The sequence below is a fragment of the Streptomyces cellostaticus genome, assembly GCF_001513965.1.
Classification (GTDB): Bacteria; Actinomycetota; Actinomycetes; order Streptomycetales; family Streptomycetaceae; genus Streptomyces; species Streptomyces cellostaticus.
Genome location: NZ_KQ948027.1, coordinates 110,523 through 135,971, shown reverse-complemented (window position 1 = coordinate 135,971; position 25,449 = coordinate 110,523). Strand labels below are relative to the sequence as shown.

The 25,449-nt window shown below is 67.9% G+C and carries 25 protein-coding genes, 1 tRNA gene and 1 pseudogene; 4 read left to right on the top strand and 23 right to left on the bottom strand.

Annotated features, from left to right (window positions below; genetic code table 11):
• Window positions 1-17 precede the first annotated feature (17 nt).
• Together nrtL and AQI88_RS43490 are read right to left on the bottom strand one after the other, a co-directional pair.
• The gene (gene nrtL, locus AQI88_RS24260; RefSeq protein ID WP_067002992.1) at window positions 18-1,001 is read right to left on the bottom strand and encodes an ArgS-related anticodon-binding protein NrtL; all 984 of its coding nucleotides are present in this window, start codon (window positions 999-1,001) and stop codon (window positions 18-20) included.
• Window positions 1,002-1,320: 319 nt separating this feature from the next.
• Window positions 1,321-1,803, bottom strand: a pseudogene (locus AQI88_RS43490) (response regulator); the annotation flags it as partial.
• A 119-nt stretch (window positions 1,804-1,922) separates the two neighbouring features.
• On the opposite strand from AQI88_RS43490, the gene AQI88_RS24250 reads away from it, so the two are divergent.
• Window positions 1,923-1,994, top strand: a tRNA-Arg gene (locus AQI88_RS24250).
• Window positions 1,995-2,288: 294 nt separating this feature from the next.
• Complete coding sequence (locus AQI88_RS46050; protein ID WP_159050388.1) at window positions 2,289-3,455, top strand: hypothetical protein; 1,167 nt, start codon at window positions 2,289-2,291, stop codon at window positions 3,453-3,455.
• Window positions 3,456-3,529: 74 nt separating this feature from the next.
• Here the strand turns inward: AQI88_RS46050 and AQI88_RS24245 are convergent, their stop codons facing one another.
• The 19 genes from AQI88_RS24245 to AQI88_RS24160 form a co-directional block, all read right to left on the bottom strand.
• Window positions 3,530-5,011, bottom strand: coding sequence for a tyrosine-type recombinase/integrase (locus AQI88_RS24245; protein ID WP_208615885.1), 1,482 nt, complete (start codon window positions 5,009-5,011; stop codon window positions 3,530-3,532).
• Window positions 5,008-5,202, bottom strand: a complete 195-nt coding sequence (locus tag AQI88_RS24240) for a helix-turn-helix transcriptional regulator (protein WP_067002990.1) — start codon at window positions 5,200-5,202, stop codon at window positions 5,008-5,010. The genes AQI88_RS24245 and AQI88_RS24240 overlap by 4 nt, the downstream gene beginning before the upstream one ends.
• Window positions 5,203-5,451: 249 nt before the next feature.
• A complete protein-coding gene (locus tag AQI88_RS24235) occupies window positions 5,452-6,606 on the bottom strand; it encodes a DUF3631 domain-containing protein (RefSeq protein ID WP_067002988.1) in 1,155 nt (384 codons plus the stop codon).
• Between the two features lie 367 nt (window positions 6,607-6,973).
• A complete protein-coding gene (locus AQI88_RS24230; RefSeq protein ID WP_067002986.1) occupies window positions 6,974-7,897 on the bottom strand; it encodes a bifunctional DNA primase/polymerase in 924 nt (307 codons plus the stop codon).
• An 88-nt stretch (window positions 7,898-7,985) separates the two neighbouring features.
• Window positions 7,986-9,269: a DNA cytosine methyltransferase gene (locus AQI88_RS24225; RefSeq protein ID WP_067002985.1), complete on the bottom strand. Its 1,284-nt coding sequence runs from the start codon at window positions 9,267-9,269 to the stop codon at window positions 7,986-7,988.
• 90 nt (window positions 9,270-9,359) lie between these two features.
• Window positions 9,360-9,812, bottom strand: coding sequence for a single-stranded DNA-binding protein (ssb, locus tag AQI88_RS24220; RefSeq protein WP_067002983.1), 453 nt, complete (start codon window positions 9,810-9,812; stop codon window positions 9,360-9,362).
• A gap of 2 nt (window positions 9,813-9,814) precedes the next feature.
• A complete protein-coding gene (locus tag AQI88_RS46715) occupies window positions 9,815-9,985 on the bottom strand; it encodes a hypothetical protein (protein WP_167357471.1) in 171 nt (56 codons plus the stop codon).
• 18 nt (window positions 9,986-10,003) lie between these two features.
• A complete protein-coding gene (locus tag AQI88_RS24215; protein WP_244184287.1) occupies window positions 10,004-10,225 on the bottom strand; it encodes a hypothetical protein in 222 nt (73 codons plus the stop codon).
• A gap of 108 nt (window positions 10,226-10,333) precedes the next feature.
• The gene (locus AQI88_RS24210) at window positions 10,334-10,588 is read right to left on the bottom strand and encodes a hypothetical protein (RefSeq protein ID WP_067002981.1); all 255 of its coding nucleotides are present in this window, start codon (window positions 10,586-10,588) and stop codon (window positions 10,334-10,336) included.
• 332 nt (window positions 10,589-10,920) lie between these two features.
• Entirely contained in the window at window positions 10,921-13,095 is a 2,175-nt protein-coding gene (locus AQI88_RS24205) for a hypothetical protein (protein WP_067002979.1), read from the bottom strand.
• Window positions 13,092-14,165 carry a hypothetical protein gene (locus AQI88_RS24200; RefSeq protein WP_067002977.1) on the bottom strand — a complete coding sequence of 358 codons (1,074 nt, stop codon included), beginning with the start codon at window positions 14,163-14,165 and terminating at the stop codon, window positions 13,092-13,094. The genes AQI88_RS24205 and AQI88_RS24200 overlap by 4 nt, the downstream gene beginning before the upstream one ends.
• Before the next feature lie 11 nt (window positions 14,166-14,176).
• Complete coding sequence (locus AQI88_RS24195) at window positions 14,177-15,412, bottom strand: hypothetical protein (protein ID WP_067002975.1); 1,236 nt, start codon at window positions 15,410-15,412, stop codon at window positions 14,177-14,179.
• 2 nt (window positions 15,413-15,414) lie between these two features.
• The gene (locus tag AQI88_RS24190) at window positions 15,415-15,690 is read right to left on the bottom strand and encodes a hypothetical protein (RefSeq protein WP_067002974.1); all 276 of its coding nucleotides are present in this window, start codon (window positions 15,688-15,690) and stop codon (window positions 15,415-15,417) included.
• A 3-nt stretch (window positions 15,691-15,693) separates the two neighbouring features.
• The gene (locus tag AQI88_RS24185; RefSeq protein ID WP_244184286.1) at window positions 15,694-16,743 is read right to left on the bottom strand and encodes a C40 family peptidase; all 1,050 of its coding nucleotides are present in this window, start codon (window positions 16,741-16,743) and stop codon (window positions 15,694-15,696) included.
• A 112-nt stretch (window positions 16,744-16,855) separates the two neighbouring features.
• Window positions 16,856-18,562, bottom strand: a complete 1,707-nt coding sequence (locus AQI88_RS24180) for an FtsK/SpoIIIE domain-containing protein (protein WP_067002970.1) — start codon at window positions 18,560-18,562, stop codon at window positions 16,856-16,858.
• A gap of 204 nt (window positions 18,563-18,766) precedes the next feature.
• A complete protein-coding gene (locus tag AQI88_RS24175) occupies window positions 18,767-19,783 on the bottom strand; it encodes a hypothetical protein (protein ID WP_067002969.1) in 1,017 nt (338 codons plus the stop codon).
• A 4-nt stretch (window positions 19,784-19,787) separates the two neighbouring features.
• Window positions 19,788-20,171 (bottom strand): RRQRL motif-containing zinc-binding protein, encoded by a 384-nt coding sequence (locus AQI88_RS24170; protein WP_067002967.1) that lies wholly within the window; start codon window positions 20,169-20,171, stop codon window positions 19,788-19,790.
• On the bottom strand, window positions 20,171-20,500 hold the full coding sequence (locus AQI88_RS24165) for a hypothetical protein (RefSeq protein ID WP_067002965.1): 330 nt from the start codon (window positions 20,498-20,500) through the stop codon (window positions 20,171-20,173). The genes AQI88_RS24170 and AQI88_RS24165 overlap by 1 nt, the downstream gene beginning before the upstream one ends.
• Window positions 20,497-20,769, bottom strand: a complete 273-nt coding sequence (locus AQI88_RS24160; RefSeq protein WP_067002963.1) for a hypothetical protein — start codon at window positions 20,767-20,769, stop codon at window positions 20,497-20,499. Before AQI88_RS24160 ends, AQI88_RS24165 begins: the two co-directional genes overlap by 4 nt.
• 1,171 nt (window positions 20,770-21,940) lie before the next feature.
• Between AQI88_RS24160 and AQI88_RS24150 the strand changes: the two genes are divergently transcribed.
• Together AQI88_RS24150 and AQI88_RS24145 are read left to right on the top strand one after the other, a co-directional pair.
• On the top strand, window positions 21,941-22,708 hold the full coding sequence (locus AQI88_RS24150) for a helix-turn-helix domain-containing protein (RefSeq protein ID WP_067002959.1): 768 nt from the start codon (window positions 21,941-21,943) through the stop codon (window positions 22,706-22,708).
• Window positions 22,709-22,710: 2 nt separating this feature from the next.
• On the top strand, window positions 22,711-23,184 hold the full coding sequence (locus AQI88_RS24145) for an NUDIX domain-containing protein (protein ID WP_067002957.1): 474 nt from the start codon (window positions 22,711-22,713) through the stop codon (window positions 23,182-23,184).
• Here the strand turns inward: AQI88_RS24145 and AQI88_RS24140 are convergent.
• Window positions 23,172-23,738 (bottom strand): HD domain-containing protein, encoded by a 567-nt coding sequence (locus AQI88_RS24140; RefSeq protein WP_107118649.1) that lies wholly within the window; start codon window positions 23,736-23,738, stop codon window positions 23,172-23,174. The two genes, AQI88_RS24145 and AQI88_RS24140, sit on opposite strands and share 13 nt — an antisense overlap.
• A 1-nt stretch (window position 23,739) precedes the next feature.
• Window positions 23,740-24,201 carry a GntR family transcriptional regulator gene (locus AQI88_RS24135; RefSeq protein ID WP_067002955.1) on the bottom strand — a complete coding sequence of 154 codons (462 nt, stop codon included), beginning with the start codon at window positions 24,199-24,201 and terminating at the stop codon, window positions 23,740-23,742.
• Window positions 24,202-25,449: the final 1,248 nt, after the last annotated feature.

The window sequence follows — 25,449 nt, the reverse complement described above, 5'->3', positions numbered from 1 at the left end:
TTTTCCTTCTCCGGCCCTCAGAGGTGTTCGGGTGCGTCGATGCCGAGCAGGGACAGGCCACCGGCCAGCACCGTCCCGGCGGCTTCGGCAAGGGCCAGCCGGGCGCGGTGGGCGGCCGAGGGTTTCTCCTCGCCGCGCGGAAGCACGGAGGGCAGCAGCGGCAGGACGGCATCGGCGACGGTGACGAGATGCCGGGCAAGCCGGTCCGGGGCGCGATGGGTGGCGGCCGCGGTGAGGATACGGGGGTGGTCGGCGAGGGCGGTGAGCAGCTCACGCACCTCTGCCTGCACTGCCAGGGGCCCGGGTTCGGCACCGAACCCGAGGCGCCCGGCGTTGCGGGTCAGTGCGCGCACCCGGGCGTGCGCGTACCGCACCCGGAACAACGGGTTGCTCTCCCGCTGGACGAGGTGATCGGCGGTGATCCGGGGCCGGTCGTGCGCAGCGGGATGCAGCAGGGCCCACTGGGCGGCGTCGGCCCCGAGCGGCGCAGGGTCCTCCGGCGCCGGAACGGGCCGCAGGTTCACGGGCTCGCCGTGCTGGACCTCAGCGCGCCCGCCCTGCGTCGCGACGATCCGCACCACGGCATCGGCGACGACCTCGGCCCGCGCCTCGTAGGGCACGCGCAACACGACCACCTGCCCGGCGAGCGCATCACCGCACCCGTACACGCCGCCGCGCTCACGGATGTCCCGCACCAGCCCGACGACGAGGTCACTCTGCTCTTCAAGGCTGATGTTGAGAAACCCGGGCCCGGTGACGACGACGTCCCGAACCCCCTCGGCACGGACGAGATGAGCCCGCAGAATCTCGGCCACCTGCCGCGGCGCCCGCCCGGCCGGCCCGGCAAGCTGCAGAGCGACATTGGTGGCGTAGTCCCCGCACCCCCCGCCCCCCGGCTCACTCACCACAACCCGCTCCGGCACGGTCACACTCAGCTCCCCCTGCTCAACAGCACACCGCACCGCGCGCAGCACGGTTCGGGAGAGCTCGACGGGGGTCACGGGACAAGCGTAGGGGAGGAGGGGGGTGGGTACGCGAGCCGGTTTGTGTCGGGGAGGGGGAGGCCACGGATGGGGGAGAGAGGGGCGGGGGTGAAACGGGGGCCGGGGGAGGGTACAGGGGGCGAAGCAGCCCGGGAGGGGAAACGGTGGCCAAGTCCGGGCCGACTAACCGCCGAAGGAGACTCCGTTAGCCGTTAGCCGTTAGCCGTCAGCCGCCGAAGGAGACTCCGTCGGACACCTCGCGCACCTCGGTCATCTTGACCACGTCGGTCACCACGTCGGGAACCCTGTCGATCACCCCGCCGCTCTCACCGTCCTCCCCATCCCCCTCCCCCTCACCCTCACCTTCATTGCCCTCCCCGCCCTTACTGCCCCCCGGCCTCCGCTCGATGAGGTGCCTGACGAGCCTCACGAGTTCCGCGGGTTCGAAGGGCTTGGCGAGGAAGGCGTCGACGCCGACGTCGAGGCCGCTCTCCACCTCGTACTGCGTGCAGGCACTGATGATGGCGAGGGGAAGGTCATGCGTCCGCGGGTCGGCCCGAAGTCGAGCGGCGGTCCTGATCCCGTCCAGCCGAGGCATGACGACATCGAGCGTCACGACATCGGGCCGCACCTGATGCACCACATCCAGACACTCGGCACCATCGGCCGCGGTCACGACCTCAAGCCCCTCCAGCTCGAGGTTGACCCTGATCAGCTGCCGGATGACCTTGTTGTCGTCCACAACAAGCACCCGACCCGACGCGCCTGGCACAACTCGAGAGTAGGTCCGCCCCGGCCACCGCGTCCGGGTTTTCCCCACTTCCACCCCCACCGGGGGACCCACCCCCGCCGGGCCCCTGGAAACCAGTTCCTGATCACCCCGGAAGACCTGCTAGGGTTCTATCCGTCGCCGCGAGCAAGAAGCTCAGCGCCCGACACGCCCCCGTAGCTCAGGGGATAGAGCAACGGCCTCCGGAGCCGTGTGCGCAGGTTCGAATCCTGCCGGGGGCACTCGTCCAGGATCAGCAGAGATCAAGCGCTGACCAGGGTGGATGCCGACAGAAGAGGGCGGGAGTCAGTCTCACTGACTCCCGCCCTTTCTCATTGCCTCTCAGCGTTCGCGACACACCTCCGACACACTCGTCAGCAGCAACGCGCTGCCGCTCGCGGCGAGAATGATCCACAGGACACCCGGCCACGCCATGCAGTGCCCGGAGCGCCGCTTCTAGAGCCGAGCGAGGAATAACTGGCTCAGATGCGTGAAAACTGAGACATCAGAGGAAGTTGCGGAGCACACTATCCAACATGGTGAATCTTATACAGATTGTGGCCACACCCTTTAGACGGGCAGCAATTGGGGCTTCTCGCCGTTTCATCCAAGACACCATGCAAGCGGTTGATGACTTGCCTGGACTCGACCCCATGCAACGCAGGCTACTGCGAGTGGACGTACGGCGCGCCATTTGCCGCCCTCGCGCAAAAACGACTTACTTCACGCAGCTCTGGATGCCTGTCTATTTTCTTCTGAGCGCGATGTCAGCCATTGGAGTTCTGATCGGAACGTCCGCATGGACGAAAGGGCTGGAGTCGAAGCTGATCACGGTGGGATTCACTGCCGGGGCGGCCTCAACTATAGTTATTATGTTCATCGCCAAAAGACTCAATGGACGATATCGCAGATCGCGCCTACTGAAGATCTACCTCCAGTCTTCATTCATGCTCTACCTCTTCTCATTTCTGGCCTATTCCGCACTAAGACAGCCATGGACGGGGGTGACGCTATCAGCGGCATCGATCCCGATGACGCTATTTATCGGCGTCTACTCGTATAGTATATTCGTCGCCGTGGGCATGCGGCGCCAATCAGTCTCGGCTGGCACTATATATGGACGCGCAGCCCGATCGATGCTTGAGACCGCCGCTTTCATATCACGCAACCGATCAAAGTGGGACTCCGCCCGGGTTGCTCGGAAAGCAGTAGCAGCCATTGAAGATCTAGGGAGGACCTGCCAGGACACACTGGCACTTAGATCCCGAATCGGGGTGTGGCACGCTGACGTGTTCTCACAAACAGCGACCGAGGCACTGCGGGTCGCCCACCTAGTGCGCGAGCACAAGAAGTTGATCGTTTGCGCTTCCACCGAAGACGATTTCGAAAGAGTTGCTATTTCTTTTTCTAATGGACTAGCAGCCCTGCTGCAAAACGATCGAAGCAAGTTGCTTGAGAATGCACCCGAAGCCGTACGCAAGGAACGATTTAAGATCCTGATTCAACACCTACTGCCAGTAGTTCTATTCACCACAGCAGCGATCACGCTTCCGATGGTTCCACCAATATCTAATCAAGATAAAATCGCCGAAAGCGTCCGCCTCACCTTCATTGTGGCAGCGGTTCTTTCCCTGGTTTCCCCTCGGAGCGACTCCTCAACTCGTATCCTCGACGTGCTAGGTAAAGCCTTGCCATCCAAATAGTGCATCGCGCTGCATTGATTCGAGAAAATCTTCCCAGGGCGACAGGGTCCGCCCTGGGAAGCTGATACGAATGGCTAAACTGTGTCGCCCTCTTCCTCCAGCACCTTTGTGATCTTCGCGTTTGCGGTCTCCTCATGACCGTCGATACAGCCGTGATACCGGCGGTGGATCACCTCTGGAGAGTTGCCGACCCGGCGAGCCACTTCGGCGATGGGCACCCCCGCGTTCAACCACCGCGTGATACAGGCATGCCGCAGGTCGTACGGGCGCCCAGCCAACGGCGAGTCGATGCGCTCCGGGGGGAGCGCGTACTCTCGCGCTTCCTCCCACACTCGCCAGTAGGTAGACGAGCCGACCACTCCCCCACGCTCGTTCCCGAACACACGCCCTTCCTTGGCGGTCCCGAACTCCTTCAGGTGAGCCCGGAGGATGGCGACCAGGACCGGTGGAATGGGTACCGGCCGGTCAGTGGACGCCTCGCGCGCCTTCAGGCCCCGCCGGTCGTGGCGCTCCCCGGAGTCGGTCCACTGCTTGCCAGAGACGGGGCGTGTCTCCCGCAGCGTCAGCGTGCCCCAGCCCTTCTCTGGAAGGTGGCAGTCCGACAGCCGTAGCCCGACCGCCTCAGCAGGCCGGAGCCCTGCGTAATACAGGACCGCGTAGAAGGCCACCAGGCGCCGCCCGCGGCAGCGATCCCACGATCCGACGTACGAGACGGACGTGAGCAACTGCCGCGCCTGTACGGCGTTCACCAGCACCCGCGGATCCACCACGTCGTTGGAGCCGACGCGCTTTCGGCGGGTCCGCTGAAGTGGGTTCTCTGGGAGCTTCCCCGTGGCAACTGCGTGTTCGAGAGCGGCGTTCAGGGCCCGGCGCCGGCGCTTGTACGTGTCGCCCGCGGCCGGGGTGCCGTCCAGCTTGTAGCTGACGCGGTACAGCACACCCTCGAACACCTCAGCGTCGCAGACATCGCCCAACGGCCGGTCGGCCGTCGTGACCCAGTCGTACGCGGCTTTGAGTTCGGCCGGCGGGTCCTCCCCCTCGTTCGCGGGCACGATCCCCCATCGGAAGGCCAGCCGAAGGGACTCATCCTCGGGGGTGTCGCCCCCACGCTTGACCATGGCGAGCGTCACGGCCGCGAGACCGTCAGCCATGCCTTCACGGCTCTTGGCCGCACTCGTGCGCCACCGCCCGGCCACGTACTTCCGGCAGAACTCGAACCACCTCAAGGGCGGTTCGGCGTCCGCCGCCTCGGCGGCTTCGGCGGCTTCGGCGGCTTCGGCGGCTGCGCGCACCTCGGACTCAGGCAGACCGGATTCGATCTCGAACGCTTCACCGCGTCGATTCATGGCCTGCCACAGCTCGTTTCGTCGACTCTCCGCGAGAGCCGACGTGGTGAACGTGTCGCCGTGCACCTGCCCTGCGACCACCCACCGAAGGCGCCACGGGCGGGACTTGCGGCCGGTCTTGGACACCTTCCACAGCTTGACGTCGAAGGAGTAGCCCGGCCGAGCCGACCCACGAGGGCGCCCGGCAGGGGTGTCGTTCTCGGTGCTCACGCAGCGTCCTCCCGCTCCGCAAGCCAGCGCTCGTACTCGGATCGACGAATGCGCACGTCCCCGTTCGGCAGCTTGATCGAGCGGGGTCCTTTCCCGAGCTGGCGCCACCGGTAGAAAGTCGCCGGGGCCACTTTGAGGTCAGCGATGACCTCCTTGATGGTCAGCTTCTCGTCCCGCACGCGGGCGTTCATGCCGCGGTCCTCTCTGCTGTTGTGTTCGGGGTGAGGGGCTTGGTGCCCCCTTCTCGTAGATCCGCTACATGCGTCACGGCTGCTACGCCGCAGGTCAGATCCTGATTCCGGCGTAGCGGCGGCGCGGGATGTAGCGGACAGAGCCGCTACGCACTCGGAGGTTGTAGCGGCTGTGGGGTGTCCGTAGCGGGGGCGTAGCGGGTTGCGTGGGTAACAGCCGCTACACCGTTTCCGCTGGTCAGATGGTGGCTAGTCGGTGTTCGTGGCGGGTGTAGCGGACTCCTTCGGCGCGGGGCAGTAGCGCTTCCACGCGTCGTATAGGTCGGCCGCGTAGTAGCCCTTGACGACTCCCGCCCCGGTGCGGATGTTGCGCGCCTTGATCGGGGTGTTGTCGGCGGTGACGTACTCCCCGAGTCGCTTGGCCAGTTGCCGGGAATCGAGCGGCTTGCCGCCCATGTCGGCCCACGGCGCCTCGTCCATGGCGTTGAGCGCGGCAAGGATCTGCGCCGTGGGCATCCGATCGGCGCCGTTGAACACGACGTCGCGCAGGTCGGTCAACAGCCGGATGCCCAGGGACGCCTTGTCCCCAACGGTGGCTGCGGTGACCAGTTCGACGCACGCTTCGCGGGCGCGCTGCGGCCAGTCACTGCCGGCCGCGTCGGCGATTGCGAGCAGGGGTTCCCACACGTCCGCGGGCCGGTCGGAGACCCCGTCGGGCATCTCGGGGAAGGCGTCCTGCAACGGGCCGCGGACGGTGTCCGCCCACGCGGCGAGGCGGTCACGCAGGGCGCGCCCCTCGGGTTCGTGAAGGCGGCTGCGGAAGGACTCCACGGTCTCATTGGGTGCCCGGCGGCGCATGCGGATGATGACGGAGCGGGTCAGGATCGTGTCGGGCAGCCAGCCGAGACCGGCGACGGCGACCGCGGCGTACGAGGGGAACGCCTGCACACTTTGGGTGCCACCATCCCCAACGCACCGGTATGAGACGCCGGTTCGGCGGTGGCCAGCATTCAGCAGGCCGCGCAGCTCCTCATTGTCCTTGGCCTTGGGGCCGAAGACGGTGTCGATCTCATCGAACAGGATCGTGGGACGGCCGGAGTCCATCCCGGAGACCGCGCGGAACAGCGCGGCTGGTGACGCGTTGACGGCGACCATCGGCTGCGGGACCAGGGTGCCGCAGATCTCCAGCGCTCGCGTCTTGCCGGAGCCCGGCTCCGGGGAGAGGAAAGCCAGGCGTGGGGTGGACTCGAACGCGTCCAGCAGGTGCGCGTGGGCGTCCCACAGGGCAACGGCGACGTAGGCGGACTCGGTGGGGAAGACGTTGAAGCGACGGTGGAACGCTTCGACCTCATCGAGCAGGGCCGCGCCGTCGATCAGCGGTGCGGGCGGGTTGGTGCTGGTCATGCGGCGTTCCTCCTTTCCTGGGTGGTGCGGAGCGGGCAGAGGTCTCGGTGGGCTTCGTGGTCAGCGATCAGGTCGAGCACCTTGCGGTGGCCGATGGCGCTTGCGTCCCAGCCACACAGGCACTTCGAGGTAGCCGTGGGAGTGGCGCCGCGCGGCGCGCCGATGTGGAGCCAGGCCACGGGGAAGCGACCGTCACCGCCGGTCGGGCTGCTGGAGTGCCGGTCGAGAGGAAGAGATGAAAGGACGCCCTGACGGGCGGCCTTTCCTTGGCCGCACCTCTCAGTCGGGCGTACCGCGCTGGTGGCGGAGCCAGGGCGACCGGCCGTGTCCGGTGGGCATTTGGGCTGCGGGCGGGGCGGGCGGGGCCTCATGCCGTCACCGGGGCGCGGCAGGTACGGGCGGAGTAGGCCAGCGCGTCCCGGATCGTCGCGCGGCACTCGGCCGCGGGCAGTCCGGCCGCCTCACCTGCCGCCCCAAATGCCACCTCGACCACGTCCCGGGCAATCTCGCCCCAGACGACGAAGCGTCCGATGGCGATCGTGCGGGTGAGAAGGAGGTGATGGCGCTGCCCCTCCGGCGCCTTGCTGACCCGCGCGGTCTCCCGCTCCAGCGCCACCGTGGCCCGGCGGGTGGCCCCGCCCGGGATCAGCAGCGGGGCGGGCGCCGGGGCTGGTGTGGGCGTGGGCCGAAGGCGGTGCAGCAGCCACGCGGGCAGCACCGCCACGGGGGCGTTGTCGGTCACCTCGTACGCTCCGGCTGTGGTGACGCTGCCTGCGGCGACGATGTTGCCGCCCCACGCCCGGGTATCGACGTTCGGCGCCATGGTCTTGGCCGTACAGGGCAGGCGCACGCCGGGCGGGGCCGTGAAGTACAGGTGCATGCCGCCGGAGGGCGTCCGCACCGTGTAGGTCGTCGGCCATGGCACTCCGGCGCGCTCGCAGAGCGCCGAAAAGGTCGTCGCGCCGTCAGGCGCGTCCGAGCTGGCCTTCCCGCTGTTCTCCTTGGGCATGTCCAGGTCGATGACGACCAGGCCGGAAGGTCCGGTGGCGATGCCGACGTTGAACGCGCCCGCGGACCATGCGGCTCGGATGCGGTCGGGGTCGGTGGTGGCGCGCTGTTCCCACTTCACGTGTCCGCCGGCGCACTCGCCTGTGTGGGGGCAGGCGTGTTCGCCGTGCAGCGCGGATGCCTTGCTGCCGGGGCGGAGCGGGTGGACGTGCCAGTCGCGCGCGGCGGCGGCCATAGCTGCGGAGAGCAAGTGTGCTCGCCGCATGGCGGTGCGATGGGTCATGCTGGATGCCTCCAACAGGTTCGTTGTGGACTGGTTGGCCGGGGCGACCGCGTGTCTTTGGCGAGAGGTGCGGTCGCCCCGGGCGTCTTCAGGCGATGTCCAGGGCGAGCTGGGACGGGGCGGGTTCCGCAGCGTTGGGCGCGTCGGCGGCCAGCAACGTGCGGTAGGCGAGTGCGGCTTGGTGGATGACGACGCCGTTGCCGAGGATCTTGAGCTGGTCAGAACGGGACAGGCCCAGGTCGGGGCCGGTCACCCACTCCGGATCGGCGCCCATCATCCACTCCACGAACGCTGGAGACAGCCGGCGGTTGCCCTTGGTGCCCGGCTCTGTCGGCTCCGGCGCCCGGCGTCCCAGCACCTGCTCCCAACGCCGGATGGCGGGCCCGTAGTCGGTGCCGTTGGTGGCCACCCACCGTGAGCCGTCGGCCAAGTCGCGAGCCAGGTACTCGATGGACGGGCGAGAGCTCGCACCTGGCGAGTCGGATCGGTTGCGGCCATAGCGGGCGGCGGTCGGGGTGGGCAGCAGGTTGACGACCACCTCGTTCAGCGGGCGGGAGTTGGTGCCGATCAGGTTGGAGGCACCGGACTTCCAGTCCCGCGCGGCGGGGGTGGGCAGCAGGGTTACGGCGGTGCGCAGGTTCATCCCGCCCTGCCGCTTGGGTGAGGTGCCGGGGCCTCCGGTGCCGTCGGCGGCGGCCGGAGTGGGCAGCAGCCTCAGGCTTCGGCCGGGGGCAGCAAGAAGACCACTTCGTCCTCCAGCGTCGGCCCGTGCCCACCCGCCTTGCGCTTGTCCGGGTGCTGCGGTCCGCCGTTCCTGCCGAGCTGTGAGGTGGGGGTCTTCAGCAGTGGGATACGCGACGGCGAACCAGCGGTCCCGGCGGTGGCAGGCGCCGACTTCGGGATCTCCAGCGCGTAAGCACATCCACCGCGCGTCGTACCCGATCGTGGCCAGGTCGGCGGCGACGACGTCGAGTCCCCGGCTTCGCAGGGCAGCGACGTTTTCCAGGAACACGAGTCGGGGTCGAAGATGGCGAACGGCGCGGGCGATGGTTTTCCAGAGTCCGGAGCGGTCACCGGCGATCCCTCCCCGAGGTCCGGCGTTGGAGATGTCCTGGCAGGGAAACCCGGCGGTCAGCGCCGCCGGACGCGCAATCTTGGCAGCGAGCGCGGGCCAGTCGACGGCCGTGATGTCTCCGAGGTTGCGGGCATGGGGCAGGCGGGCGGCGAGGAGGCGGGAGGCGGCCGGGTCCTTCTCGCCGACCAGGACCGTGGGCAGGCCGCTGACGGCTTCCACGGCCAGGTCCAGCGCACCGGACCCGGTGCACAGGCTGATGTTGCCGCCCTCCGGCGGCACGACGGGATGCGAGGGCATGTGGGATGTGCCTCCAACAGGTTGGTTGTGGACTGGTTGGCCGGGGCGACCGCGTGTCTTTGGCGAGAGGTGCGGTCGCCCCGGGCGTATCTAGAGCGGCGGCTCGTTGCCCTGCTCGGGCCGGTTGTCCCCGGTGTTCCACGGGGCACCGGACGTGGCGGCGCTGTTTCCGCCGGTGCGCTTGGCGTTGATCGTGACCGTGGTGAAGCGCAGCGAGGCGCCGATCTCGTCGACCTCGACGGCGAGCATGGAGCGGTTGTCGCCTTCCGGGGTCTTCCAGTCGTGCTGCCGGATTCGGCCGGACAGCACCACCCGCGAGCCCTTACCAAGGGATTCGGCGACGTGCTCGGCGAGCGCGCGCCAGGCGGCGCAGCGGAAGAACGTGGACGTGCCGTCCTTCCACTGGTTCGCCTCGCGGTCGAAGGCGCGCGGGGTGGAAGCGACTGTGAACTTGGCCAGGGCCTGACCGGAGTCGGTGAACTTCAGTTCCGGGTCTGCGGTCAGATTGCCGATGATGGTGATCGGGGTCTCTCCGAAGGACATGGTCACTCGCTTTCGGGTGTGGTGGGCCGGTGGTCGGCGGTGATGTAGAGGCGGGTGCGCTTGCCGTCGCGGGTGGGGTACTGGCGTGCCGGGCCGGTGTCGAACGCGGTGGCCAGGGCCTGGCCGATGCGGTCGGCGTCGTCCGGCTTGCAGATGACGCGGATCTCGAACATGGCGCTCCTTTTTGCAGGTCAGCGCTTGGAGCTGAAGAGTTTGAGGGTGATGCCGCCAACGCCGATGGGTCCGGCAGCGTGTGCGATGACGGTTGCGGTGTGGGCGGCGATGTTGAGCAGCCAGGCCAGGGCGGCAACCAGTCCCCAGCCGCCGACGACGACCGCGCCGGCGATGGCGAACGGGTACAGGAAGCGCCGCCACGGGAAGTCGGTACCGCTGGTGCCGTTGATGTTCGCCACAACAGGATCTCCTTGTCTCTCGGGGGCGGTGCAGGGTTGGCCGGGCGGCCTGTCCGGTGCTCGCCGGGCCCGCAGGGCGGGCGGACGAGGACCAGGCAGGGCGTCAGGTCAGCGGGCGTGGCGAGTGCGGAACCGGCGGGCGGCCCACTGCCGCAGCTGGTCGAAGCGCGTGGGGTGGGTGTGCCGCCAGGCAGTGGGGAACAGGCCATGCTCGGTGGGGAAGTCCTGGAACGCCCCGCAGGTGCACGTCCAGGCGTAGGGCTCGGGGCGCGTGTCGTCGCGGGTGGCGGTGACCGTGACCGGGGTGCCGTCGTGGCGTCCGTGGTAGGTGCCGACCCAGAACGCGTTTTGCTGCTGCTTCATGGGATTCCGTTCGGGTTCGATGGCGCGGGCGCGCCAGGTGGGCGGTCCTGGACCGGGCGGAGCGCACAGGGGTCAGCGTTGGGGCGGGTGGATGTTGTCGGGTTCGTCGCCGAAGTCGTCGCCCGCCGGGGTGGGGGCGGGGAGGGTGGCGTGGATGTGGAGCGCGGGGTTGAACCGGAGCTGGAACTACGGCGGGTGGTTGGGGACGATGGGCCGCAGGCTCAGGCCGCGCAGGCCACGGTCTAGGCGAGGACCAGGCAGAGTGCCCTGAAAGGAGAGACGGCCCGCATCCTCGTGGGATGCGAGCCGTCAGGGGGATACAGGAGCGTGGGTCAGAGATCGGACGGGAGCTTCTCCCCGGTCTCGGAGTCGTACGCGATGCCGGTCGGAGTCAGTCGGACTGTCCGGGAGTACGGCTTCATGCCTTCCTTCCAACGTTTTCCGCCAACCGCTATCCGGACTGTCACGTCGGCGAGAGGATCCTTGACTGGCAGGGCGACTTCGGGAGTTTTGGGGAACCATCTGTCTTCCCCACGGGTGCTCTGGGCGCTCTGACCTGATGAGGCATCGATCCGCAGGAACTTTGCGTTGCGGTCGAAGTAGGAGCGCAGTTCCACGACGACGCGCTCCCTGTCGGTGCTCCAGTGGGCCACGACATCGGCGTCGACCCCGTCGATACGGACCGCGGCGCCGGACCTGCCCTTGTAGGCGGCGGCCTTCTCCTGGCGCTGCTGGGCATGCTGTTGGTCCTGGGAGTTCTGTGCCACGCACGCGCCAACGAGGCCCAGGGTTGCGATCGCCGCGATGTAGGGCCAGGTGCGGCGGCGCGGTCGCACGGGTGCGTCGGCGTCAGGAGTCGGTGCGGGTGTGGGCGGCTGAGGTGCGCTGTGCCACGCTGCTGTCGCAGTGTCACCGATCGTGGGCTGCCGCCACCATTCGACGTCTTTACCCATGCGGGCGACGGTAGCGCGGAGCTGCGCCGCTTGGTCGGGGTTGTCGCACAGTTCCGCCACCTGAGCCCGGGTCTCAAGCCACGAAATGGCCTGATCCGAGTTGATTCCGTGGGTGTTGATGTCCTCTCGCTCGCCGATGGCTGCCATCTGGGCGGCCTCGCTGCACCGGCCTTCCATCGCGGCATGGAGGACGTCCTGGTGCCGGGTGTCGATGACGTTCGGAGGCATCTCCCAGTCCCAGGCACCGTCGTCGGTGTGCTGCTCGACCGGTGCCCCCGTGTCCGCCAGGTTTTCGCTGTAGCCGTCGTAGTCGCTGTCGACGCCGAACTCCGTCTCCGTTGCGGCGGGTTCCTGGTTGGCATCCTGGACCGTCTCGACGGCCAGGGCCTGCTGTGCCTTGCGGCGCCGCGAGGAGGTGTCGGTGAGCTCGGCTTCCTCGTCGCTGAGGACGGTTTCGATGATGTCGACGTAGTCGGGGCCGACCTTCCACACGGCCTGGCCCGGTTCCAGCGTCGGGATCTGTTCGACCGCCCAGACGGGCAGGCCGAGCAGGGCGCCGACGATGGCCGCTTCTTCCGGGTTCAGGCGTCCGACGTGGGCGATCTCGCACAGGCGCGCCAGGTCCTGTGCCTTGCCGTCGCCAAGGTCGGAGAGCGTGTGCATCACCACGTCCAGGGACAGCCCCGCTTTCCGTGAGTTCTTCAGCTGCCGCTGGATCAGCTCGCTCGTGGCCGGGGACAGCAGGATCTGCCACGCTTCCTCGAGCACCAGGTGCCGGTGCACGGCGGTCGACTGGCGCAGCCAGACGTGTTCTGCCCAGCACGACACCGCGGCCATCAGCGACGGGATTGCGGGGCCGTTGCGGTCCAGGCCGGTGAAGTCGAAGGAGAGGATCGGCAGGTCCGTCTCGGGAAGGCTTGCGTTCTGGCCGTCGAACAAGCCGCGCAGTGAGCCCTCGGTGTAGCGGGACAGCGCGATGGCCGCGCCCTCGCCCCACTCGGTGAGCTTCGCCGACGGCCACCGTCCGTCCTCGGGGCGGACCAGAGCGTCCACCAGCCCGTTCAGCGACGTTGCCTTCGGATGGTTCAAGGCGTGTTGCAGCGCGTGGGCGGCCTGGTGGGTGAGTGCGCCGGGCTCGACAGCGGCGATCAATGACCGGATCAGCTGCTCGCGGACCTCGGGCGGGAACATCGGGCTGCACGGGTTCAGCGTGAAGGCGCCGGCTTCGATGACGTGGCCCCCCAGGGAGCGGACGAGCGGAGCCCACTCTCCGGCGTCGTCCTCGCCGAAGCTGTCGATGATGACGGCCTGATGCGCGTGGTGGAGGACTTCGCGGCGGATCCGTGCCTTCGCCGTCGTCGACTTGCCGGAGCCGAGTCCGCCCAGGGCGAGGCTGTTCGTCGACGGCAGCACGGCGGCGTCGGTCAGGACGGGGGAAAGGCGGAACGGGCGCCCGTCGAGCAGCGACCGTCCGATCGGGATGCCAGGGAAAGCGGTGCTGGACGCGACCAGCGGCGCCGTGATCGCGGCGTGGTTGGAGGGCAGGCGGATCACAGGAGCGCCCCTTTCCTGGTGGTGGCTCCGTGGGGGGTGTTCATCACGTGAGCGCGGTGCTGCTGGCCTGCCAGCCAGTCGAGGTGAATGCGGTGCCGGTCGGCATCGAGCGAGGCCTGCCAGCGGGCGTCGATGACGGTCTCCGGGCTGTCGCCCCACACCGTCAGGTAAGCGTCGAGGTCCACGAGGGTCGCGCCCTGGACAAGTGCGCCGTGCGTCGTTCCGCTGGCGATCTCGTTCGCGTCCTGCTTCACCTTGTCGGCGGTGAAGGCTTCTGCCGCAGCGCGCTGCCACTTCGCCGACCGGCGCGACTGGCCTGGCGGCAGAGGCCGGTACAGGACGGCGAACGACCGGTCCGCGTCCTGGCCCAGGAGCAGCTTCGGCATGAGGTCTGAACCGGTCTCTTCGGGCCATGCGGTGACCCGTGCGGTCGCCGCGTAGCGGCCGTCGTCCAGAGCGGCCCAGCCGGGGCCCCGGCCGGTCACGGCGGGAATCGGCTCCGGTGTGATGGGCGTCAGGACGCCGAGAGCGGCGAACTCGCCCTCCAGGGTCCCGATGACCCGGCAGGGGTGGCCGACCAGCCCCTTGGGGACGTGGACGGAGATCGTCTGCGTGTGGGCGGTGTGGTCGCGGACGGTGGTGTGGTGGGTGACGTGGACCTGGATGCCCGCGCTGCGGGCCTGGCCGCCGGCGAACGCGAGGGCGCGCGAGAACGCGGCATGAAAGGCGGCCCTGCGCTGCGGGTCCTGCATGGTGCCATGCTCCGGGTACAGCGCCCAGGTCGTGGTCGCTCCGGACTGGGCGACCACGGAGGCGGGCACGGTGCGCTCGCGCCAGTGCCGGTAGCCGACGGTCACCCACCGGGCGATCGAGCGGGGCCCCGGCGCCACATTGAGCAGCATCGCGGCCGCGCCCACTGCGCCGAAGGTCCATGCGGGCGGCGGGGTGATCACCGCCGACATGAGGACGGCGCCCCCGACCCCGGCGTTCGCTTTCGTCAGCAGAGTCTCGACGGGACTGAGTCCGCGCTGCAGGGCGGGAATGCGATAGCCGGGGGTCAGGGAGTACATGGTTTTCCCTCCTACGGGTTGTTCGGCCGGTTGCGCACCGGACGGGGGTTCGGCGTGCGGTTGGGGTTGGGGTTGGGTGTCTGGACGGCAGCCCGCGCCTGCCGGCGCGCTTGGCTGATCTGCGAGCTGCGGGCCACGCGGTCGGTCTCATCCCGCCGGGCCTTGGCAACAGCGGACGCGGTGGTCAGCCGTCCCGACCTCTTGTCCTGCTTGATGCCGTAGGCGGCGAACAGGACACCGCGGTCCTGGGACATGGCGCGGCGCGGGGTGTCCACCGTGCGCGGGCCCCGGGGAGTGTTCTCCTGCTCGTAGAAGTCCGGCGCGCCGGCCCTGACGACCGCCCGTGCCAGGGGATGGGTGGTGTTGCGTTCCACCAGCGTCCGGGCGGCACGGGCCACCTTGGGCCCGAAGTAGGGCACCCCGTGGAAGATCATCCGCAGCATCAGGACGTCCGCGGCGATGAGCAGCACGGTGTCCAGGACCAGCGCACCGTGGCTGAACTCGACGAACGGTGAGATCAGCAGCAGCGCGAGCGGGGCGAAGATCAGCCCCAGCAGCCGCTGCGCCCACTCCTTGACCGCGGTCATGTCGCCCCCGCGTGCCAGGGAGGCCAGCACCAGGGGAGCCATACACACGAACGCGAGGATCCCGATCTGGCGCGTCATGAACACCAGCGCTGCGAAAGCGAGAGCCACCACGAGCGCGGAGATGATCAGCAGGATCCCCAACGGGTTCCCCGCATCCGCCCCGTGCTTCAGATCGTCACGGATGACGCTGAACAGGGTCGACTCGTTGCTGTCGAACGCGGCTGTGAACGCAGCGCTCACGGCCCTGTTCAGCAGCATCACGGCCCCCGGCACCGATGCCATGCCGGCAACGGCCGCCAGGGTCCACCCCGTCGACGCCCCCATCTGTTTCAGACGGGGTGCGCCCTGCCAGGCGGTCAGGGCGCACACGACGACCACGCACACGAAGATGGCGACGGCAAGATGCTGGCCGAGCCACAAGAACGGCTCGTACACCACGCTGTCGGACTTCTGCGGCGCCCACGCATGCTTCGGCGCGACCAGATCAGTGATCTTCTTGAGCAGGCTGTCAGCGAGTTCCCTGACATGCTGGGAGGCGCCGTTGGTGAGGCCCCCGCCTCCACCGTTGCCGTGGTAACTGCGTCCGTTCAGGTCCTTTTCGCAGAACTCCCGTGCCGAGCCGTCGATCTTGTCGCACGGGTTGTTGCCCTTGTCCGCCATGATCAGCCCTTGGCCTGGGTGACGGTGGAGAACAGGGTGTCGCCGTAGAGCGCGAGCACCACAGCGACGAACAGCGTGCCGACGGCCATCGACCCCTTCCGCAGAGCGCCCTTGGGGTCGCCCGACAGCTGCAGCAGCATGCGGACTGCGATCACGGCGATCACAGCGGCGATGCCCTTGGTGACCAGGCCGCCGCCGGTCAGGCCGATGGTGTCGAAGAAGTCCTTGAAGCCGCCGGACATGTCGACGGGCTTGGCGAGGACGGTGAACTTGGACATGGATCAGATCTCCTTGTTGCCGTGGGAGGTGGGGCGGGCGACGGCGATCAGGTCGGTCATGACGTCAATGGGGTCGTAGCGGACCTGTGTGCCGGGGCGGGGGGCGTCGATCATCCAGCCGCCGCCGATGGAGATGCCGACGTGGTGAATGCTCGTGAGGCTGGAGCCGTAGAAGACGAGATCCCCGGGGTGTACATCACCAGGCTTGACCGGCTCCGAGGCCGCGTACTGTTCGGCCGCCGTGCGGGGCAGGGAAATACCCGCCTTCGCGTAGGCGTAGAGCGTGAGCCCGGAACAGTCGAACCCGGAAATATCTGTTCCGGAACGGCCCTTGGGGGAGCAGCAGGTTCCCGTGCTGGGTCCGGAGGCGTTTCCACCGCCCCACGAATACGGGGTGCCGATCATGTCTTTCGCGACGCTGATCGCAGTTTCGGCCTGCGTTGTGGTCGCGGTTTTCCCGCCGGACGGCTGTTGCGCTAGTGCCTGAATGGATTTGACGTAGTTCTGTGTCTCCTTGTAGGGAGGTATGCCTCCGTATTTGCGGACTGCTCCGCTTCCGGCGTTGTAGGCGGCCAACATGTTGCTCTGCTTGTCGCCGGGAACGTCCTTGACGTCCTTGGCTATGCCGCAGAGGTATGCGGCCGCTGAGGGAATCGCGTCGGCGGGGTCCCACACGTCGCGCTTGCCGTCACCGTTGCCGTCGATTCCGTGGGCCTGCCAGGTGGATGGCATGAACTGTGCGATGCCTTCCGCGCCGACCTGGGACTGTGCTTTCGGCTTGAAGCCGGATTCCTGTGTCAAAAGCGCGGCGAGCAGGTTCGGGGTGACCTCGGAGCAGGTATGTCCCGCGTCCTCGATCAGGGATTTGTACTGGCTGGGGACGGTCAGGCTGAGCGCCGTGGACACGGGGTCGTCGCCGGCGCCCTGGACGAGCGCGGCCACGAGGACGGCCGCGGTCGCTCCTACGCCGATGGTGACGGTTGTAGAGGCACGCAACGGGCCTCCTCCCTCTTTCCTGGAGAGTTGATCGTTTTCACTGGTCAGCACCGCCACCCGGCACCGCCGGGTGACCGCCGGACCACCGCCACCCAGGCTGGGGTGACCGCCACCCGGGCAGGCTGGGTGGCGGTGGCCTGGCGGTGGTGTTGGCGGTGCGGGATGGCGGTCACGAACGGGACATGGCGGCTGTGGTGAGATCGGCCAGCCGGTAGCCCCGCACACCCTTGGCGCCCTTGTCGGCGGGAACACCGAGAAGACGGCTCAGTTGCTTTCCACGCTCTGCCGGATCGCTTTCTGTGATCCCGAGCGACGGGGCGAGTTCGGCCGTGGGCATGAACTCGACACCGTCATTGCGCATGATGTCGATGGCCTGCTTCAGCGGAGAATCCGGGATCGCCTGTTCACGCCGGGCATGGACTTCGTCGACCACACCCCAGATGAACTCGTCCGAGAAATTGAAGCCCCGGAGCAGAGTTGACGAGCCGTTCGCGAACAACACACCCTGACCCTTGACGTCCGGATCGAGAAGCGCCGGGTGAATGGGGGCGACCGTATCGAAGTAAGAGTCCCCGAGGGCGACCTTCGCGCTTCCTTCCGATGCCACATACAGACACATCCGGTACAGGAACTGATCCCGCACCTTCACCGGAATCGCATCCCTGGCCGGGCGCTGCGTCAGCATCACCGTGGAAATCCCGGATTCCAGAGATTTCGCCACCAGGGAACGCGACTTGTCCTCTACCCGGCGAACCTGTTCCTTTGACTCCTTGGTGCCGTTGTCGGTGTAGAAGTCGGCGGCCTCGTCGATGATGAAGAACACCGGCTTGAACACCGGTGCGGGCTGCCGGTTGCGGATGGCGTCCTGCAACTGCGTGTACCGGTCGTCCACGCGGACAAGCAGCTCATCGAGCATGCTCTCCAGGACGGCCGGGTCGTCCGACGCCTCGTAGCGCACGGCGAGCTTTTCGAACCTGGTCAGCCCGCACAGCTTGCCGTCGAGCAGGTACAGGTCGAAGTCGCCGTACGCGATCAGCAGGCACGTGATGAGCCCGTTGATCAGCGTCGTTTTGCCCATCTGGGTCATGCCGCCGACCAGCAGGGATGCCTTGTCGAAGGTGGGCACCCCGGCGAGCCGGCCGGTGACCTCGTGTCCGAGGGGAACCCCCGCGAACGTCTGGATCTCCTGCCGGGTCGGCGCCGGGAACGGCCGGCTGAACGGGGGCTCGTTCAGCACCAGAAGACGCACACTGCGCTCGGTCTTCCTGCTCGTCTCCAGCTTCAGGTGCAGGCGGGTGACGCCGAACATCGACGCGATCGGACCGAGCCGTTTTGCCACGTCGTCGTGGGTGCGGCCCTCAGGCACCAGGAAGTCGTAGACGGTGCCGATACCTGGCAGCGTCTCGATCGTGACGTCACCGGCACGGACTCGTTCATCCCTGCCGATGGCCCCAACCCGGCTGAGCACCATGGTCAGTTGCGGGTGGCTCTCATCCCCTCCCGGCGAGGCCTCGACAGGCACCTGTGCTTCGCCTACCGACTGACCGGGCCCCTGCCCCTCGACGGCCTGGACAGGGGATTCCTGTTGCAGGGACGTCTGTTGGGCTGCCGGGGAGGTATCCGGTTGGCGCGCCCACAGGCGCGGGACGCCCCAACGGATCCTCCACGCCAGGTAGCCGAGTCCGACCAGCCCGCCGGCGGTGAGCAGCACCGTGGCCGGCCAGGACAGGCCCAGCTTGTCCTTGAGGGTGGCGAGGCCTCCGAAGGCGATGGCGAGAACGCCGATTCCGCCTGCCATCTGCCCGTACGTGTCCTCGCCCGGACCTTGCTGTTTCTTCCTTCCCACACCCCCTCCGTTCTTGGTGATCGTGGACACGCGGGCATGGCCCGCGCGCCCCTGCGGATTCATGGGATTTGGTTTCTGTGGCGCTCGCCGGGTCTGCGCGCCGGGTCTGCGAAGGTGCCGCTCGCCGGGGCTCACCGGGTCTGCTTCACTGGTCTCGACTGCTTCCGGCAGTCGCAACGAGGGCCAGCCCAATTCCCGTGGGCTGGCCCTCATTGGTGTGTGCCGGAGGCCGGCTTACGGCTGTGCGTCCTCCGCATCGATCAGGGCGGCGTACGCCTTGCGCACCCGCTCTTCCTTCGCGGAAAAGCCCGCCGCGCGGTACGCAGCCAGCGCCTTGCGGTAGGACAGCGGGGGGTTCTCCGAGTGGCGCAGCCACCGCAGCACCACCATGAGCTGTTCCTCGGTCAGCGGCTCACCCGGCTCGGGAGTTTCGACGCCGGCCACGGCAGCCACCGCAGCCAAAGCCGGCCAGTCCAGCGGAGTGTGTCCCTCGCCCTGCGGCGCGGGGAGTTCCGGCACCGGGGACACGGGGCCGACCTGCGGGGACACAGGGGACACACCCAGGGACACACCCTCCTGTGTCCACTGGCCCAGCACCCGGGCCAGGTCCTCATCGGAGAACAGCGCCGGAACCTCCTCGGGGAGGTCCGCGGCCGGGTGCTCTGAGGTGAGCTTCGTCAGCTTCTCGGCAGCCTCGTGGCGCACCTTGTGCGCCTGGCCGCGGGCGGTGTGCTCCTCGCGCTCCAGGTGGGCTGCCGTCTTGTGCCGGTCGGCCTTGGCCCGGGTGACCGCGCGGCCGATCGCCACCTGATCCCGCGTCGCGCTGCGCACAGCGTCGATCTGCTGCTGTGCTGCGCAGGAGATGCGGGTGGTGTCCCGCTCCACAGCCATGATCAGCGTGGCCTTGGCGGCGGCCGGAACCACCGCGCCGATCACCGCGACGACAGCCGTGGCGTACAACAGGCCGTGGGTGACCAGCACCCCGACCGAGGTGACCAGGAACAGCCACCCGAGCACCGCCGGGAGCGTCCCGTTGGAGCCCTGCCGGCGGTGCGCGGTCTCCATCGCCAGCGCGTACAGCCACACCGCGTCGTAGATACCGGCCACCGTGTACGCGAGCGGCGCCGGGGCCTGATGGGCGAGGATCTCCCCCACCGCGTAAACCGTCCAGCCCAGTGACAAGCCGGTCAGACCGACCGGCAGACTCCAGTGCACCGCCCTGCGGGCGGCTACCTTCCACTCCCTGTCCATGCGATCACTTCCTTTCGTGTTCGTCGGGGTAGGCGCACAGCACACACATGCCGAGCGAGGTCGGCAGGCAGTAGCTGTAGGTGACACCGCACTTCGGGCACGTGCGGCGGGCGAGCATCGCCAGCGCGAGCGCGCCCCACTTACGGGAGGTCATCGGCCGCACCGGAAGCGCGCGGTCGACGTGGTAGAGGTAGGCGACCCTGGGGGTCCCGGTGCGCCGGTTCATACGCATGGCCTGAGCCGCTACCGGTTGGCCACCCGGGCGCAGGCCACGGGCCCGTAACTGCCGGCGCGTCGCGAGCCCGTCAGGGGCGAGCTTCCAGGGGTACGTGGGCACGCCGTAGCGGGCGCCGGACGGGTCGAAGCACTTGCCCCACGCGGCCGACATCAGGCCGCTCCGGTCAGTGCCGGGTCGGGCATGTCGGCGTAGGCCACCAGCTCAAGCACCGCGCCCGCGTACTCGATGGACGCCTTCAGCACGCGCGTCCCGCCGTCCGGACCCTGCGTACCGTGCTCCACAGTGTCCGGGGCGATGCCCAGCGCTTCACGCCATGCTTCGAAGTCGGCCAGGTCGTAGTGGAAGGCCAGCTTCAGCCGGTCCGGGAAGATGGTGGACAGGTCCAGCATCGGTGCCGGAAGGTGCCCGAAGTCCACAGTGAGCAGGCGCAGCGCCCGCAGCGGCATTGACAGGTCGTCCAGCGTCAGCCCCTCGCTCATGCAGCCGCCCTCCGACGGACCGGGCGGCGGCGGGGGAGGCGGGGCAGCGCCACCACGTTGAACAGCTCCGGGTCGTGGTGGATGACGCGGGCGGGCAGGTCGTAGAACTCCGGGTCGGTGATGATGTCGCAGGCAGCGTCCAACCGGGCCGCGCGCTCCTCCTCGCTCTCGCCCTCGACCCCGAGCCAGAGGTCGACGGGGGCGCCGAGGGCGAGTTCGAAGAAGTCGTGTGGGGTGTCGGCCCGGTGGCCGCCGACGTAATTGAGCATGGGAGCTCCCATGTCGAAGGGACAGAGAAGAGCCGGGGGCCGCGAGGGAGCCCCGACGGGGCGGCGGCCGGTCCGGGAAGTGCGGCCCACGCCGATCGAGGCGGCGGGCCGGAGCGTCCCGGTCGGGAGTCGAACCCGACCTACGACCATCGGGGCTGATCAGAGCGACTAGGCCTAGTTCTTGGGAAGGATCGCCACGATCGCGCCTGGGAACTCCTCGCGCAGTTCGTGAGCGAAGTAGCTGGCGTCCGTCCCGTTGAGGCCGGCGCCTACGCTGGCGACCTCACACACTGCGGCGGAACGCTGATACGCCACGACCATGTACCCGGCGGCTGGCGCCGGGCTGTCGTCCGCCCTGGCCTGTTCGCTGCCGACCATCACTGGCCGCCCCGGGCACGGGCGTTGTCCTCGCTGTGCTTGTTCGCCTCAGCGTTCTTCCGTGACAGGTCGTCGCGTTCCTGGTCTGTCAGACTGGTGATCACAAGTGCCTCCTCTTCAGGTGCCTGTCCGCGGTCCCCTGGGTGGCCCCCCGGGGGGGCTGTTTCCTCATCAAACGGGCAGGGCACCGACGTGAGGCCGCCGCCCTGCCCGCATGACGAGTGACGGGAAAACCCGTCACTGTCATCTCGCGGCTCCCGTGTGCGCCTTGCTCCGCCTCCTTTGGACGGCGCGCGGTCACCGCGTCACTCAGACGTCACTCGCTGAGTCGATCTCCCTGGAATGGCTACCTGTCATGGACCGGGTGCAGCCCAACCACCGGGATCCCCGCGATCCGGTCCCTGGGTCTACGCCCGAGGGTCAGACCAGCGGCTTAGCCGATGACACCGATCGATCCGTGAAGACGACGGACTTCTACGCCTCCCCTGCCGCTCGAACCGCGTGTAAGCGGGTCCGACGGGGTCCTTCGCGGTGCGGTTCTTGCAGGTCAAGCACTTGCAACACGACTGACGGAGTCCTTGCGGGCCCCTCCCGTCGTTGCAGTACCTGTTTTACAGGTACTGCATAGGGGTTCGTCAAGCACTGCGTCCGAACCCTCTTGGTTTTGCGCCGGACTTCTTGGCGCACCATCAGAATCACTGCAGGTCAGGGGAGTTCATAACCGCGCCCCTGGAAAGGTTGAGGAGCGCTCGGTACCGTCAAGAAGTCCCTACAAGTCCCTCAGGGGGTGCAGATGTCCAACGAGCGCTTGAGGTCTGCCCTGTTAGCGCGTGGCATGACCGTTCAGGACCTGGCCGAGGAGATCGGCGTGATCCCGAAGACCGTCGAACGCTGGATCACCAAGGGGAAGGTGCCGTACCGACGTCACCAGTACGCGACGGCCGCAGCGCTCAAGATGGACGTCACAACGCTGTGGGATGACGGCCGCACGGTCGACAGCGCAACCGACATGGCCAAGGCCGAGATTGGCACCGTCTACCCCCACCGGCACACGGTGCCCTCAGGACTCTGGCGGGAGCTCTACAGCAGGGCACAGAAGACCCTCGATGTGCTGGTCTACTCCGGGCTGTTCCTGTCCGAGGACCCACTGTTCCACGACCTTCTCAAGGCGAAGGTGGCGGCCGGCGTCCAGGTGCGCATTCTGCTCGGCGACCCCGATTGCGCGGCCGTACGACAGCGCGGCATAGACGAGGGGCACCAAATCATGGATGGCAAGATCCGCAACGCCCTGCATCTCTACCGGCCTCTCATGAGGAGTCACCCGGACATCGGGTTCCGGCTGCACGACTCGACTCTCTACAACTCGATATACCGGGCCGATGACGAGATGCTCGTGAACCCCCACGTGTACGGCATCGGCGCCTACCTGGCACCCGTGCTGCATCTGCGTCGGCTGGGGGCCGGAGGGGTGTTCGACACGTACGCGAATAGCATCGAGCACACGTGGGAGAACGCACGCCCGGTCGGCGAAGCCGACGTAGCAACCATCACGGGAGCCTGACCATGGGACGCATCGACTACCTTCACGACCCCGACGCGCCGCCGGCCAACTCGGTTGTGCCGTCCGTCGTCGCGTTCGTGCAGAACGACGCGGGACAGGTGCTCATGATCCAGCGCTCCGACAACGGGCGGTGGGCCCTGCCGGGGGGTGGCCACGACGTGGGCGAGTCCATCAGCGACACCGTGGTGCGTGAGGTCTGGGAAGAAACCGGCGTCAAGGCCGAGGTCACCGACATGTCCGGGATCTACACCGACCCCGGGCACGTCATGAAGTACGACGACGGGGAAGTCCGCCAGCAGTTCAGCATCTGTTTCCGGGCCCGGCCGACCGGCGGTGAGCTGCGTACGAGCAACGAGACGACACAGGTCCGCTGGGTGGACCTGGCGGACCTGCGTGACCTGGACGTCCACCCCACCATGCGGCTTCGCATCGAGCACGCCATGGACCGGACGCGCACTGCTCCCTACATCGGCTGACGCTTCACGACGGCGACGCGTTCGAGCACACGTGATGTGCTCGCCAGGATCTCGGGTTCCGCCCGGCGGATGAACGTACCAATGAGACTGTCTGAGCCGTAGCGTCCCGCGATCTCGTTGACCCGATCGATCGGGTTCGTCGACGTGCCGTCCGGCGTGGTGTTCATGTCGCAGTAGCACAGCGCGTCATTCAGGTGCGCGCTCTCGCGGGGGAACTCCCCCTCCAGCTCGCTACGCAAGCCGCGGGCTTCTGCTTCCATCCAGGCACACGAGTGGTGAGCCACGAGGTTTACGACCCGTTCGTCGGCGTCTGCAACGTCCCGCAGGTATCGGGCGCCGTCGAGCGGGTGGAAGCCGGTCTTGGCGAGGTCGGGGGCATACCCGATGTCATGGAGGACGGCCGCTGCTTCGAGTAGGTCGGCGTCTTCACCGAGGATCCGCGCGATGGTGCGGGCCCGCTCGGCGACACCCATGCAGTGCTTCCAGCGCCGGGGCAGCGGCTCTGCGAGCAACGACTCGGCGAGGGGATAGGCCCACTCCGTCAGCTTCGACAAGCTACGAACGCTCCTCTCGATTCGGCACGGCACGGACCGTCCGCACCTTGCCCTGCCCGCCTGCGGACAGCCATCCAGCGGCTTCCAGCTTCTCCAGAGCCTTGGTCACGGTGGGCCGCGAGACACCGAACCTCACGGACAGCGCGGAAGCACTGGGGAAGGCTGCCCCCACCTCCAAGCCGTCATCCACGAACACATCGACAAGCCGCTCTGCCAGTGGCCGACGGTCCGTCGACTGTCCCGTCCGGATCACCCGCCAGCGCCCACCTGGCACCGACTCGGCAGCCCCCTCCTTGCGCAGCGCGCCGAACGCTCGGAGGACGACGCCACGGGAGACTTCGTACTTGTCGATGAGTTCCGCGACCGACGGCAGCTCCGCCATCGCCGGATCCGCATCGATTTCCGCTTTCAGCTGCTCCGCGATCCTCTGAAAGGTCCCCCGCGGGCTCGCCTCTTGCGACACTCGTTCTCCCTCCCTCAACCCGTCGTCGTCCTCAAGCCTCCCACGCCGTGGCTACATCTGAGGCGTCCCATGTGTCCGAGCGTCCGGCTGAGAGAACCTTCCCTACGCCATCAAGTGCCCGCGCAAGCGCGGGCTGGCCCCCTGGGCCCGACCCCTCTGCGCCTTCGGCGCCGGGGCCGGTCCCCTGGGGCCGCAGCGAACTACGGCCCCGAGTCGAGAACCTGGATGAGCAAAGCCGCGCTCAGAACAGAGCCTCCGGCGGGGGATCGGCCAGCACCGGGATGGAGGGAGCGCCGTCGCCGCCCGCGGGTCCTCCGTGGCGGATGCAGGGGGCTTCCATCCCGCACACCGTCGACCCAGGCAGAGCCGAGCAGACGCGGCCCCTGGCGTCCAGGTCGTTCGTACAGTGGCGCGCTCCACCTGGACGCCAGGAACCACGCCCGCTCCACGATGTGTGGGTCGACGGCGTACGGGATGGAAGCTGGGTGGACTGGTGGGTGAGGCGAGTGAACGAGCGCGGGCGAAGGGGCAGCGGCGCCCAACAATGGTAGGATGCCGCCCAGTTGTCGCCAGACAACGACGAGCAGCCGTGTGCGCAGACCCTGGAAAGTAGGCGCATCACGGCTGAAGCTCGGTCCAACGAGCGCCGTGGGAGGCCTCTGTGACGAAAACCCAAGGTCAACCCGCTGTACCCGCCAAAGCATTGCATAGCAATGCTTTAACTAAATCAGGAGAGTACAGCGGCGACATACATGCGTGCAAGCCCGAAGCGCACGCATGCCGGCCAGTCGACCACGTCTGTGCACACTCCAGGACCGCGACCTTGACGCAGCTCCTGCAACTGATCACAGCGATCCTTGGTCTCCTGGTGGCCGTCATTCCTGTGGTCATGATGCTGACGTAGCAGGGCTCTCGTGTCCCCGCCGTGCCCGACACACAGGGGACTGGCGGGGAACAGAGGGGGTTCGCGGGCTGAGCACCGGAAAACCGCAGGTCGTCACCCTCCCAGCTCAGCTGCACCCCGCGTACGCGATCTTCCAAACTGGTGTTCCACGAAGACCTAGAAACGCTTTCCTGGGTCATTGAGACTCCACCGACCCTGAGCCGTCAGCCTTCCTGCCAGCCTCAATTCACTACTGGGTTGCTGGGCTGGTGGACGCGGTCCCCTCGCCGCTGTTGGGCGCTGTTTCCACGCCCGAGTTGTTGCTCGAAGTATCGGTGGTGCTGGTCGGCGGAGTCTGCGTCGTG